This is a genomic window from Sulfolobus acidocaldarius DSM 639, from assembly GCF_000012285.1.
GTDB lineage: Archaea > Thermoproteota > Thermoprotei_A > Sulfolobales > Sulfolobaceae > Sulfolobus > Sulfolobus acidocaldarius.
Window position 1 is genome coordinate 929867 of record NC_007181.1, and the last position, 16514, is coordinate 946380.

Sequence of the window (16514 nt, forward strand, 5' to 3'; positions counted from 1 at the left end):
CAGGTAATTCTTTTTAGATTTGTGCAACTATCATTGTATAAGTTTATATATTTACTTTATCAATCTAGCTTACGATTTCTGAATTAATAAAACCCTTTCATTGTTTCATGTAATAGTCCCTATACTTATTTCTCAACTCCTCCTTCCTGAACTTACCAACACTAGTCTTAGGTATCTCATCAACAAAGACAATGTCATCTGGTAACTGCCACTTGGCAAACCTCTTCAAAAGATGCTCTCTTAATTCTCTTTTAACCTCGTCCTTAGGCAAATTCTCATAGTCTGACTTAAGCACTACAATAGCCAATGGTCTCTCACCCCACTTAGGGTGAGGAACACCAACAACACTAGCCTCCCTAACATAAGGATGAGCCATCAAAAAGTTCTCCAAATCAATACTACTAATCCACTCACCACCACTCTTAATCACATCCTTCAACCTATCAACAATCTTGATGTGGCTTAACTCGTCAATTACAGCTAAATCTTTACTTTTCCACCACCCATCACTAGTAAAAGACTCTGCACTCCTCGGGTCATTATAGTACGACTTAGCGATCCATGGTCCCCTGATCCAGATCTCGCCTACACTCTTACCATCCCAAGGTAACTCTTCTCCGGATACAGGATCCACTAACTCAACCTCAACACCAAATGTTGGGTAGCCTTGACCCGCCTTTATACGTCTCTCCTCTGGAGGCAATTGCTCTAACTCAGGTTTAATTCCCCCTGCCACACCTGGTCCAGTCTCCGTCGCACCATAACCATTACCGGCTACCTCTATACCGTACTTAGCAAGTGCAGAAACTAAAGCAGGCGGTGCAGCTGCTCCCCCTATTCCAACTACCAGCCCTTTTAAATCAGGCTTTGGATTCATGTTCTCAATTCTTCGGAGTAGTTCAAAGAATACAGTTGGGACTCCTCCTGTTCTCGTAACTTTATGATTTAAAATGTGCTCGACCATGGAGTCAACAGTTGGTCTACCAGGAAATATCTGCTTACAACCAGTAATTGCACCAGCAAACTGAGTACCCCAACCATGGACATGGAAAAATGGAACAACTGGAAGTAGTACATCTGAAATTTTTAACCGTCTTGAGGCATTTAATGCGTGAAGAACTATTGACCTATGGGAGTAAAATACACCCTTTGGTAAACCTGTAGTCCCGGTAGTAAATGCAGCTAGGGCTGAGCTCTTCTCGTCTACCTCATCAAATTTTCTGTTGGGTGAGCCGGACTTCACTAATTCTTCATAACCAAACGCATTCCTGATATTTGTCTTAATTTCCTCAAAAGGTTTATCACTCATGATAATAGTGTAGTCGAAATTATACTCCTTAGATAGAGCCTCAGCCAATGGAAGTAATGAATCATCAACCAGAAGACCTTTTGGTTTGGTCAATTTTAAGATGTATAATAAGTCTGCAGGGTGGAGTCTGATGTTTAATTCCAGTAACACTGCTCCTAGAGACGGGACAGTGAAGAATGACTCAAAATACCTGTGATCGTTCCAACCCAATATACCTATAATATCACCTGGATTTATCTTTAGTTCACTCTCTATTGAGTTGGTAAAACTGGAAACCCTTTCCAGTATTTTCCCGTAAGTTAGATTGTGAATCTTGCCGCCTAAAGACCTTCTGTCTGAAATTATTTCCCTTTCTCCGTGAACTTTTCCGGCATACTGAATTATTTTATGTATATTTAATTGCCAATCGTCATTTACAGTTGATGGTATCCCCTTTATCATAATAGAATATTTTAAACTTGATTATTAATAAATATTAAAGTTAAAAATTATCCGTTAGTTATTTACCTATAGCTTGAACTATTATGAAATAAGTAACTAATTACTGCTCTCTTTAGAGTAAAGATCATTAGAAGATAATTGCAGTGACGAACAGGAAAAAGCTAACTATAATTAATTCTATTACAGTTTCAGGGCTGTCTATTCATTTGAGATTCATTAAATAAGAATACAACACTGATCATAGCTATGAAAACTTTTCAACAATCATGATTTCAGACTCTTATAAAACTATATTGATTATTGGTTCTACTATTCTAAAGTCAGCTTTCAAGCCGTAGATATATTTTGTGGTGAAAAATTTTCATGTTTAATTTGCACAATATTAAAATGTCGTAAAAGTTTTATTAAAAATTTTAAACATTTGATAAATGAAAGACAAACCTAGACTCAGAGAACTATTATGAATAGTCAAAAATGAGCTACTAAATATCTATCAGATATTACGTACTTCTATCTTTTTACATTAAATGTGAAATTTACATTTTTCGTTAACGAAATAATTCGTTATACGAATTTTATTTAAGAAAGGAAAAGTTTAATATTTAAAAAATAATGTATATATACTTCAACGTTATTGTTAAACCTATAATATTTTTAAATTAGAAACTTTATATTATGTTTATGGGATCTAAAAATCAAAGATCAAGCAGTGGAGTAAAAGATTTAGGGACGGAGTCAGATTTAAAGCTTAAAAAATCCCTAGGTAGATTTGAGTTATTGTTTTTATCGCTGGGTGGAGTTATAGGTTCAGGATGGTTATTTGGTGCATTATATACTGCTGGTTATGCTGGTGGCGCAGGGATTTTATCGTGGCTAATAGGTGGAATATTAGTTATATTTGTGGGTTTAGTATATGCTGAGCTAGGCTCTGCCATACCAAAGTCAGGAGGTATTGTAAGGTATCCTCATTACAGTCATGGAGGAATAGTGGGATTTATAATGATATGGGCATATTTCCTGTCCGCAGCTTCTGCTCCAGCCATAGAGGCTTCTGCAACAGTTACATATTTGAGCTATTTCATACACAGTTTGACCACTAATGGAACATTTACAGGTCAATTAACACTTGAAGGTATTGGCTTAGCTTATTTCCTTCTAATACTATTCTTCTTCCTAAATTATGCGGGAGTTAACATTCTAGGCAAAGTCACACACGCTGCAGGGTGGTGGAAACTGATAATTCCCTCTGTGACAGTTATTTTAGCCCTAGCGTTTCTAAACCATCCAGCTAATTACACTGCAGGAGGAGGATTTTTCCCCTCATCTACTTACTTATCCGCTGGGTTATCCGGCTTTTCAGCAGTCCTTTTCGCAATACCTACATCTGGAGTGGTATTTTCATACCTAGGATTTAGACAAGCTGTTGAATACGGTGGCGAAGGAAAGAATCCTAGGAAAGATATTCCATTTGCAGTAATAGGTTCTCTATTAATAGCTATAGTTTTGTATACATTACTCCAAGTAGCGTTTACAGGAGGGGTAAATTGGTCAGCTGCAGGAGTAAAAGTAGGTAATTGGACTGGTTTAACCAGTAGTGGAATGGTTAATGGTCCGTTCTTATTTATGTTCGAGAATTCAGGGCTAGTTGGTCCTATAGCAGGGCTATTTAGTGTGTGGGCTCTTATACTTCTGATAGATGCAGTTATATCTCCAGCTGGTACTGGATGGATATATGTAGGAACTTCTACTAGAACTATATATGGTTTTGCTACTAATGGTTACTTGCCTTCACTGTTTCTTAAAATAGGTAAAACAGGTGTTCCAGTTTTCTCGCTAATAGCTTCGTTATTGATAGGCATGCTATTCTTATTACCTTTTCCAGCATGGATAGCTTTAGTTGGTTTCATATCGTTGGCGACAGTATTTACATGCATAATGGGTGGCATTGGCTTACACACTTTAAGGAATGTAGCGCCAGATTTACCTAGAAGGTATAAGGTCCCAGCTTACAAAATAATTGCTCCGATAGCTACATTAGTAGCGGGGCTAATAGTATATTGGGCTGGATTTTCGACGTTATTCTATGTGGTCACTGCAATATTTCTAGGCTTGCCAATATTTTTTGGGTATTATGCATATAAAATATTCAAACTGGACAAAAGAATGGCGGCAATCTTAGGAGCCATAGACCTGGGTATAGCATTAGCCTCAGCATTTTCCTTAGATATTGCTACCTCTGGTCTCTCAACTGCAAACAACATTGCGTTTGGACTTTATATGGGAATTATGATAGCACTAGTTGTAATCAATATTCTGGTATTATGGGATAGTGTTAGTCAGGATGTGAGAAAAGAGATCAAAGCTAGTTATTGGCTCATTGCCCTAATATTCATAGTAATGACTATCTCATATTTTGGAGGGTTTGGACTTGACGCTATCATACCATTCCCTGAAGATACCATTGTGGCTGCCATAATTATACTGATATTCCACTTCTTAGCAGTTAGAAGTGGATTAAGAACAGAAGCTATCGAAGAAATCATAAGTACAACTAAGGACTTATGAAGACATAAACCTGATATAGTATTTTTTACACAGCTCTATGTAATTCTTTTTTCCTACATTCTATCAAGGAGTCTGAAAGTGATTATAATAATATCTGACAATTATTGACAAATTTTGAACCATGAACTATCTTATAAAGTATTTACTGTAGCAAATTTCGGGGAATATAATTTTTCCTCTACAAGATGTTTTTAAAGAATTTGAGAACCTAAAGTTCTCTATATGCTTAACGTTGCCTTAAAACTAATCATTATTTGAATAACTTTTTGCCGTCATGTAGAAGTCTTATTTGGTATTAAAGATCAGTCTTATAAAATTCTCACAGTCTACAATATTTTAAACTGAGATTGAATTCTGAAGATTAAAGGACTTCATAAGATTCCTACTATCCCTAACAGATTTCTTTATTAATGTGTCCTTACATCTTATAGTATTATGATGGATAGTTTAAGATCCTTAATATCAAAAGCTGATGAGAAAGCGGTAAATTTATCTTCTGATGGCAAAATCATCGGGAGGGTAACTCGTTTCTCGCATGTGAAAATTGCTGAAGAGCCAGCAATAGCCATAGACATTCCATTTGAGAACTATCTTGAAAAACCTATAGAGAGAGGAGAGTTTATCGGTATAGTATCAATAATACCAGGGTCAGTTGTTCTTGGAGCAGTAGATCAGATTGCAAGGGCTGATGCACTAGCTAGTTTAGGTATAAGGACAGTGAGATATTCTGAAGATCCATCAACAATGATAACACCAACCACTATAATATTTTCCCCATTGGGAGAGATAAAGAGTAACGGACAGATATCTCCGAATGTCTCTGCGATAGATCCACAGTCACCAGTGTTTTTACCTAAGCCTGACCTCATAGAAAAAGTGATAAACATACCCAGCGAAGGGCTAGAAGTAGGTGAGGTGACTACTTTTTCAAGACAGACTGACGTAAGGCTGAGACTTGAGGAAAACATATTGAGGAGTCACGTTTTACTGATAGGTACCACTGGCTCAGGTAAGACCACATTTCTGAAGACTATTTTCTTCAGTAATTACAAAAACAAGAAGAGCACGATAGTCTTAGATAGACAAGGAGACTTTGTGAGATTTTTAATAAAGCAGTTCAAAGAGGGAACAGTGATAGTTCCTCTTACCGTTAAGGCTATGGAGGAATATGGGAGTTTCGAAAATTTGGTTCAGGATAGATATTGTGGTGAGAATACCTGGCAGGGAGATGATAACTCAATAGTTTGTGAACCTGAACAGGGTAGATTAATAAGTTTCTACCCATTCTCGTTAAGGTTTAAGGACATATTTAGACAATTGCCCGATTCCTTTCCTTACCTTAGCGACTATGCCAGAGCCTCATGGAGCTCAGTAGTTAGAGCATGTGAAAAATTAACTGAAGTGAGTTCCACATCTCCCTCGTTTTATAAGATGCTAGAAAGTTGTCTAGGAAGAGCAAATATTAATACCCAGACTTCAGGAAACATCCAAAGGAGTTTATCAGCTTTAATAGAATACGGAATCCTTGACATACCGAATACAATAACTGGAAGTGAATTAATTGATTTACTAAAAAGCTCACAAAACGTGGTTATAGACCTGTCAATAGTATTAGAAACGTTATTTTTGGTGGAGCCGATAAGTGTAATATCGTACAATATCCTGGACATAATCTACAATTATAAGGACAAGATGTATAAAATGAGAAAGAAGGGTGTAAATGATTCAAATGATATACCACAAACACTCCTTCTAATTGACGAGGCACATGAAATGTTTCCTCAGATATCACAGGAAGTGTCTAAAGCTACTGTTGAAAAACTAATAAACAAGATACTGAGATTCGGTAGGCAAAGGAACCTAGGAGTAATCCTGGCTACTCATAGTCCTAAAGATTTGAACTCTTTAGTAATTCAACAGACAAACACTAAATTTATATTTAGAAATGATAGGACAGTTCTTAGGGATTTAGGATTAACAGAGTTTACTGATCTTCTTGAAAGTGCTCCCGCAGGCTATTGCTTGGTTAAATCCAGTTTCTTTAACTCGTCATCATTCTTCGCAAAGGTGTATGTACTTGAGGTTAAATGAGGTACAGAAGGAGTTGAGAAAATTAGGGGAGAAAACCAGACAGAGCGTGAGGAATCTAACTATTCCCTCCCCTCAAAAAACTCAAGTCCCAGGGGAAGAGAGATTTATCATAAATACTCTCCCCGAATTTAAGATAGATAAAATAAATATATCCTCATTCCAAAGTGTAAACTTCTCCTCCATTGCCTCTCTGGATACATCAAGCAAACTGCTTAGGTCAACATTTTTACACATAGGAATTACAGGTGGTGCAATTAAATCTGAAAGAAACGGTGTATTATATCACCCACTAAATATTCAAGATAAATTCATTTTCCCAATAACTTACCTTGATGTTTCCAGGAATTTGGTTGAGGAAAATCTCCAGATGGTCGAGTTGAAAAACGTGATGGGATTTGAATACGCTATAGACGAGGTATTATATGAGGACGGAAATGTGAATACATTATACGACGTGGAGGACATGTTAGACGAGGCTAGGCTTTATACGGAAAATCAACTCATGAAGACTATTCAAGATGATTTATTGATCGTAGATGGACCCATATATCCCACACCTGTTGAGTTAATGCCAACATTCTTTTCCTCCTTCCCTAAGCAAAAAGATGAGATTAAACACTGGGGTAAGGCAACCCATAGATGGTCTATGGCAAAACTAATCAAGGATAGGATAAGCGTTCTGGAGAACAGAAAGGCTGTAGGAGTCGTCAAGAGACTCGAGAACTCGAGAAAACTAAATAAGATTTTTCCTGATATGGGTAGATTAACTGACATAGAGGTTCTAGATCTGTTATCAGAGAGACAATGCTCAAATGTAATTTATCCTGAAATCTGTGTTATTGGTCCATTTAAGTTGACCACTAAGGTAAGTGTTACAAGAGAAGATAGCGGGAACGTCATTTTAAGTGAAAACGAATTGAAAGATAGATATGCATACTATGTCATACTTAAACTCTATGGATTTACCAGGAGCTTCTTTAGGATAGAGTCGTTTGACTTGAACGTATTAAATGACTCAATTCCCGTAGTGTTCGGTAATGTCTCCTACTCTTCATTACCTGTATGGATAGATGAAGTGGATAGGAGAGCAAAAGAGGTTGTTAGAGCGTTATTTTACCTTTCTTTTGAGGAGTTGAATGACATTCTCTCTTTCCTCCATGATACTAAATTGGAGGCAATAGAAATAGGTAAGACCTTAAGCACTAATGTACCTGAATGACGAGACAAAAGTGTCTTTTGAAACTAGGTTAAGTGACCATATGAATTATATTAAATTCCCTTACCGCATTTCAGCCTCTTTGAAACTTACGACTATGACTCTTCATTTATAGTATTATGTGTAAAGGCTTAAAGAGGTTTTTAAAACAGTTAAAATCCACTTGGGCACTTAGGAAGAGAATACAATTTTGTTTACCTGTTTTGGAAATCTTCTATTCTATGAAGGAGAATTTTTGAGATACAGCCTTTAAGGTATTACTGTATAATTTATTAACTATGATGGTACTTGAGAGCTCTCATACATCTCGTCTGATTGATACATCTCGTCTGATTGACTGCCTCAGGCTCAATTACCCTAAAGAAGTAGCCCACGCTATAGCCTTCCTTATGTCTGTAAGAAATCATGAAATAGATCTTTCCGGATTCGAGCCAACTAGAGATTCAGTAGAGTATGTTAACTACGTTAAGGCTAAGAATGGTGGAACAATTAATTCTTCTGAATGTGGCAAAATAAAGTTAGAATATAAGGAGGACGTTATCAAGAGTACTGCTAAAAAGTTAAGATATAATTTAGCTGGTGACGGAGTGAAGTTTACTGATGAAGAGAAGAAGCTCCTGAATGAATTAGGGATAAGATATAATGTGTAGCTTAAGGACGTACTGTCTCTATTAATGTTGAAATTTTATCCTTTGAAGAGATCTTTTAAAGTTTAATATATCCTAAAATTATTTTTCCATCTCTTTTATGACAATAGGAGAATTCAGGTTTTACACAGTGTATTAATTTAACTGTTTATCATTTTCCCGGGGGACTTAAAAGCAGAATAAACAATTCATTTAATATATAGTTTCTATAGATTATATAATTACTTTTTGAGAATAAAACTTTAAATGTATTACATGAGTCCATTAGTACATGAAAAGGATTCTCTTAATCACGTTATTCCTTACACTGTTTATAACAAATACGTCATTTATCTCTTTCTCCTATAACACTCAAACTCCGATAAAGCACATTATAATAATTATCCAAGAGAATCACTCTTTCGACAACCTGTTTGGCACTTATCCTTTTGGATATCCTCCTATTGTAAATAATATAACGTTATCAGTAATGTTCCCCCAGGGACTATACACCAATTACACTGAGCTAAAACAAGGTACACTTGACTACATCTCGGTCCCTAATGTACCTTGGCTGTCTATTTTTGGTTATTCTCATCCTTATTATGCTAACTCTTATTCCACTGAGGATCCAAACGAGGGATGGATCAATTATCATGGTGATTATTGGTTTGACACATTCAACGGTTTTGTCTTTTACTCAGGACCTCAGTCAATGGCGTACTTCTCGTATGAACAGTTGGCTCCCTTGTGGGACTATGCTGAAGAATACGTCTTGGCAGACAATTACTTCTCCCCGGTTATGGGGCTTACAGCACCTAACAGAATAGCTTATCTCACAGGAAGTCCTCCCCCTTTTTTCACTGATGAACCAGGTCAAGTCGTTCCAATTCAGCAGAGTATATTTTATCAACTTTCAGAGTACAACTTGACATGGAAATACTACGTTTATGGCTATGAGGGTGGGGTACCTTATCCTCTAAATATTTTCATAGGCTCTGATAATTATACCTCTCATTATGCTAACATCAGCCAGTTTTATGAAGACTTAAAAAGTGGAAATTTGCCTTCTGTATCTTGGGTCATGTTCCTAGGTGGCTCCACAGACCAATACGACATGCACCCACCAGAAAACCTTACAAGTGGGGAGAAACTTTTAGTTGATGTCATTAACGCTGTGATGGAGAGTAAAGAGTGGAATTCTTCAGCTATCTTCATAACATTTGATGAGGGCGGAGGATACTTTGATCAGGTAGTCCCTCCCTCCATTAATTACTACGGTCTTGGTCAAAGAATTCCATTACTTATCATTTCTCCTTATGCGAAAGAGGGTTACGTTAATAACTACACAATGTCCGGCTACACCATCCTAGGTTTCATCGACTACAACTTCAATTTGCCCTACATCACCACATTGGCAGAGCAGGGAGTCCAAGGTTTATTGCAGAGCTTCAACTTCAACTCTCCCCCTAGGTCTCCTATAATATTAGAGCCCTATAATTGGACTTATCCTATCCCCTTGCAATACCCTGTCCATTATGGTTATATTGCGACTGTACCTAAATATGATGGATATGCAGAGGTCTATTATATGCCAATATTGAACTTCCTATTGCCGTTGAATATAATAGCATTTGCGGTTTTAATCCTCTCTATCAAGTTTAAGAGAGTTTTGCTGAAACCGTCTTTAATAATATTTCTAATTCTGCTGGGGATCTCAGGTTATGTGTACACTGCTAGTCCAATATATCAATTCGTCAGTGAATATTATTTAGCCTCGTCATTTATAGGTTTTGTAATCAGTTCTATTTTATTCATCAAAATGTACAAGAGGTATTTAAGGAGGTGAGACAAAGGGTGACCTTTAATGAAATTTTTTATCAGATAGATAACTTGGTTATCCCAAAAGGATGTGAGGTTATATAGCATCCCGTAAAAATACAGCGTCACCAATAATGGGTAGAGGCATATATATTACTAAGTAATTGAAGTATTTCTTGAATTAAGGTTTCCTCTCACATTTAACTTCGTCTTAATTTCAAGAACTATGAGTACGTGAATATTGTCGTTGCTAAAATTCCATTTTAAATACTTCCTTCTCCTCTTGATATACTGTTAACTCTCTGCTATTCGACTCTAACACTCCATAACACTTATGAAGCTGGGAGCTATCTACTCTCAAGTATTTAGTCTGGAACTGGAAATTATGAAAGGTGTAACAACCTTGAGTCATATGTCCGTTAAAGAAAAGTCTTGGTTTTAGCTCTTCTATCCCCTGATATACTAAGGCACTGCCCTCATCCTCGCTCATTTCCGGATATACTTCTGGGAGGTATGGTGGTTGGTGCATCACCAGTATATCTAATCTATCTACTGCCTTTTTTATCCTGTAGAGTGCATTTCTAAATCGTGTGGGAGAGGTCATAGGAATTCCCTTTTTACTTCCTTCCCCTATTAGTCCATTAATTCCAGCAATTTTCAATCCTCCTACCTCATATACCTTTCCGTCATGCATAACGTAACCTTCGATAAGCGGAAAATTCTCATGATTCCCATAAACGGTAAGTAACTTTTTCACTTTAGACATTATATTTAAGAAGTCATTAGGTGTCATTCCATCATCCCAATCACCAGCTGATATGAGAACCTCTGGCTTAACCCTATCAATAACGTTTAATAACCATTCTACCGCAACGGACTCATTATAATTCCTGTAGATTCTGAAAGACTTATGAACATCACTTACTAAAAGAAATCTCATAGTATTAAATACCAGTTTTGCGTTTTAAACTTTTCTTTCTAGAAATAGACTCACAAATACTAGCGTAAACTTGCAATAATCTAATACCCTGATATAAGTGTTCTGTTAACTTTAGTCTTCTACGACGTTTTTGAGCGTTGTTTTGGAGCACTTGAAGTTGGAAGATTTCTTAAAATTTCTTAGCACTTGCTTATAAAACATATAAAAAGACTGAACATTATATTAACTGGTGGGTCACCAGTAACTGGTGGGGGTACATGTTATTCGACTTACATCCTAAGATAGAATTAAGAGAGTTGTTTGGCAGAGGGACAGAGGTAGAATATATTATACAACAGGTGATTTCGAGAAATTGGGTCATAATTAGTGGACAAAGGGGAATAGGAAAGACTAGTGTTATGAAGGTTAGTATAAATGAGTTAAGGAGGAGAAATTCTACTGACGGAATATACTTAAACTTAAGAGGAGTTAAGACACTGAGAGAATTATTATCTCTGCTTATTTCAGAAATAAATAGAAATAAACTTTTCAACATATTCAATGTTAACGTTAACCTAAACTTTGGTCCTTTAGGCGTAGAACTCAAGAGAGGTAGATTGACAGTCCAAAGAGGTTTACTGGAGTTACTCCTGTCAATAAATAGAGATATGGTTATAGGGCTAGACGAGGTTCAGGAACTTTCCCCTGTTAGTAAACCTTTACTAGATGTCTTGGGAAACGTCTTTATGAGTAATCCTAAAGTTAGGTTCATTTTTTCCGGATCCTACGTAGGTTTAGTCAAGGCATTATTAAGTCCTAAGGAAGGGTCACCTCTACTTGGGAGACCGCCAGTCGAGGTTAGATTGAGACCTTTTGACAAAATTACATCAATTAATTTCTTGAAACAGGGTATGATGGAGCTGGGTGTCGACTTCGAGAATAATGAGGCTGAGGAAGTGGTCAATAAACTTGATGGAATAGTAGGTTGGTTGACTTTATTTGGTAATAATTATGCCATAAGAAAGTTGAACTATGAGTATTCATTACAGTCTACCATAGAAGAGGGCAAGAGAATAATGTTAGAGGAGTTAAATCATTTCCTTGAAGGGAGGAATAGAGAGCTATATTTAGCCATATTATCCTCTCTTAAAGTTACCAAGAGATGGAAGGACATAAAGTTCGCTACCTCTGTGAAGTTGAAGAGGAGTATTGATGATAAGGAGTTTAGTTCTGCCCTCGAATCTTTGATTAAATACAATTTCATAGATAAAATTAAGGAAGGTGAATATCAGATAACAGATCCTATTTTAAGAGAAATAGATTTCGACCATGTGGGTAGAACGGTCTAAAATTCGCATAGATATATTTTATTCAAAAGACATTTCCTCAAATCATGTGGAATGAAGAAGGGATGAAATTAATGAGATTATGTACTTATACCCTATATAAACCACATTAGTAGATATAGTATTTAAAAGAGTTTGTTACCATGGGTTTATGCGATCGACGTTCCTCATATCCAAAATACATTGTGTAAAGAATCCAGGATAATAAGGAACATGAGTTTTTAATGATAAAGATACCAGTTCCTTATAGTGTCAGATCATTTTTAAGCAGATTGGTGGAATGAGGACACATTCAGAAATAGTCCATAAATGTAAAAGTTTGACTGCGATCACGTGAGTATAATATTTATTAATCCTACAAATTTATAATTTTGATTATGAAAGTCGATGATATTAAGAAAATACTCGTAGTCGGAGCAGGAACTATGGGTCATGGAATAGCCGAAGTGTTCGCCATAGCTGGATACCATGTGTACCTCTCCGATGTATCGGAAGATATTCTAAATAAAAGCCTTAACAACATAAGATGGAGTTTAAGTAAACTTAAGGAGAAAGACAGGATCAAGGAAACTGTTGATGAAGTACTATCAAGGATTAGACCTGTTGTTGGGTTAAATGAAAGTGTTAGTGATGCCGATTTTGTAGTTGAAGCTTCTCCTGAGATAATAGATCTGAAAAGACAAATATTTTCCACTCTGGATAAACTACTTTCACCTAATACAATTTTAGCCACAAATACAAGTACATTACCAGTTACCAGTATCGCTGAAGCCACATCGAAACCTGAAAGAGTTGTAGCCATGCACTTTTTCAATCCACCAGTTCTCATGGAACTTGTCGAAGTGATGAAAGGGGAAAAGACCAATGATGAAGTAGCTCTGACGACCTATGAATTAGCCAAGAAGATAGGAAAGAAACCAATACTGATAAAGAAAGATGTGCCGGGTTACGTTGTGAATAATATTTTAGGTGCAGTTTCAGGTACAGCCTGTTTGCTAGTGGAAAAAGGACTCGCAGATATCAAGGAAGTAGATGCTGTAACCATGTATAAGTTGGGTTTCCCAATGGGAGTATTCATACTTGCAGACTACAGTGGGCTTGACATAGGATATAACGCATTAAGATCTAGAGAGAAATTGGGTTTAAAGACCAATAGACCTCCCTGTAGTATGGTGGAAGAGAAAGTCAAGAGGGGCGAATTAGGTGTAAAGAGTGGTAAGGGATACTATCAGTACCCTGCACCAGGAAAATATCAAAAGCCCGAAATACCCAAGGAATTAGCGGAGAAATTAAATCCAGCTCTGATTCTTTGCGGAGCAGTTAACGTAGCTTCAAGGATGTACAGAGAAGGGATTGTTACAAAGGAGGAAATAGACTTAGCAGTTAAATTGGGATTGAACTACCCTAAAGGAATATTCGAATACGCTGATGAAATTGGTATAGACGAGATACTCAGCGCAATGAGAACACTAAAAGATATATCATCATCTGATTTTTACGATCCTGATCCTCTACTCCTGGAAATGCAGAAGAGAAACGAACTTGGTAAAAAGACGGGTAAAGGATTTTATGAGTATAAGAAAGCAGAAGAGAAAAAGCTGGACACCATAATCGTGAGGATAGAAGAACCTATAGCAACAATTATTCTGAATAGACCTGAGAGGTTAAATGCAATCAACGGAAGGATGTCTGAGGAGATAACTAACACTCTTTCAACCTTAGCTGAGGATCAACGGGTAAGAGTAGTCATTATTACAGGAAGTGGTAAAGCGTTTTCCGCAGGTGCAGATGTTACAGGTTTCCAACAGTCCGGAAGTCCTGCGTCAAGGGCAATATTCAGAAAGGATCTCTTCAGTACCGTAGCTAAGTTCCCTAAACCAGTTATCGCTGCTATAAATGGGTTTGCCTTAGGTGGAGGACTTGAGTTGGCGATGGCATGTGATATCAGAATAGCTTCCTCTAATGCTGAATTAGGACAGCCTGAAATTAACCTAGCCTTAATTCCAGGTGGAGGAGGAACCCAGAGGTTAACTAGACTAGTTGGTAGAGGTTGGGCTAAATATATTGTATTTTTGGGAGAAAGGATTTCTGCGTCCTTGGCTAGAGAGATAGGGTTAATAGAATTTGTGGTGCCGCCAGAGAAGTTAGAGGAAGAGGCTAAAAGAATAGCGCTTAAAATAGCTGAGAAATCACCCTTAGCACTAGCTGCTGCGAAACTAGCTATAGATTCCACTGAAGAGAGGGAAATATCCACTGGACTTAGCTTAGAATCAACATTATTTGGTCTTCTCTTAACTAGCGAGGACTCTAAAGAAGGAGTGAGAGCGTTTATGGAAAAGAGAAAGCCTCAGTTTAAGGGAGTATAGAAAGGCGATATTGCCATTTTTTATTGAGATATTACAGCAAAGTAAAAGAAGTAAAGGAGCATTTAAGAGGACAAACACTAAGATCGTTTATTACTAACAAGCTAATCTTTAACTCTTTTTTATACAACATTTTGTGGCACACTAACTTCTTATCTTGAGAAATAGAAAGTAAATCAACAACTTTTATTATAAAGATATTTAATAAAATTCATCATTATTCTTCAATATTTTTTAAATATTTAGAATTATATTTATATGAAGTCAAAATAAAAGTAAAATAATGAGTTCAGGCAAACCGTCTGCATTAGATGAGTATGTAGCTAGAATAGATAGACTACCAGTATGGGGTTTATCATATGCTTTACTATGGGCTATAGGAATAGGATATTTCGCCACATTATATGATGCTGTATCAAATTTAGGATTAGCTTTACCTTATATACCGTTTATAAATACTACCCAAGCCTCTATAATCGTCTCCATAGGATTAGCAGCTTACATAATAGGCTCAATAGGTTTAGGACTTGTGGCTGATAGAATAGGAAGGAGACCAGCATTAATAGCCTTATTTGTATTGTTGACAATAGGTAGCTTAGGAATGGCGCTTTCTGTAAATTACCCCATGTTATTTGTGTTCAGGTTTATTGAAGGAGTTGGTACAGGTGCATCATTAAACTTAGCCATGGTCTACATATCTGAGTTCTCTCCAAGCTCTAAACGAGGAAAGTACGGAAACTGGATATTTATATCTGGTTGGATCGCTGTGGGTTTAGGGACTTTATTAGTTGCGTTTATAGTTACTGCTAACGAAACTATAGGATGGAGAATAGCCTTTGGCCTAGCCGCAGTCCTAGGGCTAATATCAACTGTTGTAGTCAGTATCAAAGCTCCTGAAAGTGTAAGAGTCTTAATTAAAAAGGGTAAGTATCAACAAGCCGAAAACTTAGTAGAAGGAATAGAAAGAGTTAGTATGGTAAGAGCTAAAGTTTCGACTCTACCACCTCCTAAGATAGTCTCGTATGAGCAAGAACAAGTAAGTCCTCTGAAGATACTAGGAGAATCTAAATTCCTGAAGAGGCTAATAGGATTGACAGTATTCTGGTTCTTCATATACTTTATCCAATACACTTCAACAGGATTAGGTCCAACATTCGTCAAAGCAGTTGTTGGTTTAACACCGGGGCAGTATGCTGAATACATAAGGTTATTAGGGTTTGTTGCTGTAGGAGCTACAATAATATCTTTTGCGATGCTGGGATTCATTGAGAGGACTGATAGAAGAATATTAACGCAAGTTGGCGCCATAGGTTTTTTGGTAAGTAGTTATGTCACAACATTTCTCATATTGAATAAGGCACTAATACCATGGTTCATTACTTATTTCCTTCTTGAGTTTGTTGTGAATCCTCCTTACCTGGCTGGCTATTTAATGTCCAGCGAATCATTCCCCACTACTGCTAGGTCAACAGGTTTTGCTATAACTGATGGAATAGGTCATTTAGGTGGTGTAATAGGACCACTGCTTCTATTCCCACTGATCTCAATTGTAGGACCGTTGTACGCATGGGTCATATTGGCATTACCGGTTCCATTTGCAGCTGCTCTACTATGGTTCACAGTCCCTAAGACAGTAGGAGTAAGATTAGAGGAAGTTAATGAAGCAATGAGACAAAGAGGTGCGAAAACCAGTAGTTGAACGAATTCGTTGAGTCTTTCAGGAGAAAGATATTAAAAATCATTTTATTTTTTGTTCTAGTCCCTTCCGTTAATATGGAAAACTATTTTTATATAATGAGGGAAGCCTAGCCCTTTAT

At 36.8% G+C, this 16514-nt stretch carries 10 protein-coding genes; 8 read left to right on the top strand and 2 right to left on the bottom strand.

Features of this window, described 5'->3' with window-relative positions:
• Nucleotides 1-97: 97 nt before the first annotated feature.
• Nucleotides 98-1750, bottom strand: a complete 1653-nt coding sequence (locus tag SACI_RS05370) for an AMP-binding protein (protein ID WP_011277980.1) — start codon at nucleotides 1748-1750, stop codon at nucleotides 98-100.
• A gap of 681 nt (nucleotides 1751-2431) precedes the next feature.
• Here SACI_RS05370 and SACI_RS05375 point away from each other — a divergent pair.
• From SACI_RS05375 to SACI_RS05395, 5 genes are all read left to right on the top strand, one after another.
• Entirely contained in the window at nucleotides 2432-4315 is a 1884-nt protein-coding gene (locus tag SACI_RS05375; protein ID WP_048054392.1) for an APC family permease, read from the top strand.
• 435 nt (nucleotides 4316-4750) lie between these two features.
• Nucleotides 4751-6406 carry an ATP-binding protein gene (locus SACI_RS05380; RefSeq protein WP_015385849.1) on the top strand — a complete coding sequence of 552 codons (1656 nt, stop codon included), beginning with the start codon at nucleotides 4751-4753 and terminating at the stop codon, nucleotides 6404-6406.
• Nucleotides 6387-7625, top strand: a complete 1239-nt coding sequence (locus SACI_RS05385; protein ID WP_015385559.1) for a DNA double-strand break repair nuclease NurA — start codon at nucleotides 6387-6389, stop codon at nucleotides 7623-7625. The genes SACI_RS05380 and SACI_RS05385 overlap by 20 nt, the downstream gene beginning before the upstream one ends.
• A gap of 275 nt (nucleotides 7626-7900) precedes the next feature.
• Complete coding sequence (locus tag SACI_RS05390) at nucleotides 7901-8272, top strand: hypothetical protein (protein ID WP_230937956.1); 372 nt, start codon at nucleotides 7901-7903, stop codon at nucleotides 8270-8272.
• Nucleotides 8273-8540: 268 nt separating this feature from the next.
• The gene (locus SACI_RS05395; RefSeq protein ID WP_011277985.1) at nucleotides 8541-10097 is read left to right on the top strand and encodes an alkaline phosphatase family protein; all 1557 of its coding nucleotides are present in this window, start codon (nucleotides 8541-8543) and stop codon (nucleotides 10095-10097) included.
• A gap of 222 nt (nucleotides 10098-10319) precedes the next feature.
• Here SACI_RS05395 and SACI_RS05400 read toward each other — a convergent pair whose 3' ends face one another.
• Complete coding sequence (locus tag SACI_RS05400) at nucleotides 10320-11009, bottom strand: metallophosphoesterase family protein (protein WP_011277986.1); 690 nt, start codon at nucleotides 11007-11009, stop codon at nucleotides 10320-10322.
• A 257-nt stretch (nucleotides 11010-11266) separates the two neighbouring features.
• On the opposite strand from SACI_RS05400, the gene SACI_RS05405 reads away from it, so the two are divergent.
• The 3 genes from SACI_RS05405 (at nucleotide 11267) to SACI_RS05415 (ending at nucleotide 16396) form a co-directional block, all read left to right on the top strand.
• Nucleotides 11267-12337: an AAA family ATPase gene (locus SACI_RS05405; RefSeq protein WP_011277987.1), complete on the top strand. Its 1071-nt coding sequence runs from the start codon at nucleotides 11267-11269 to the stop codon at nucleotides 12335-12337.
• A 374-nt stretch (nucleotides 12338-12711) separates the two neighbouring features.
• The gene (locus SACI_RS05410) at nucleotides 12712-14700 is read left to right on the top strand and encodes a 3-hydroxyacyl-CoA dehydrogenase/enoyl-CoA hydratase family protein (RefSeq protein ID WP_011277988.1); all 1989 of its coding nucleotides are present in this window, start codon (nucleotides 12712-12714) and stop codon (nucleotides 14698-14700) included.
• Between the two features lie 280 nt (nucleotides 14701-14980).
• Nucleotides 14981-16396 (top strand): MFS transporter, encoded by a 1416-nt coding sequence (locus tag SACI_RS05415; protein ID WP_011277990.1) that lies wholly within the window; start codon nucleotides 14981-14983, stop codon nucleotides 16394-16396.
• Nucleotides 16397-16514 lie beyond the last annotated feature (118 nt).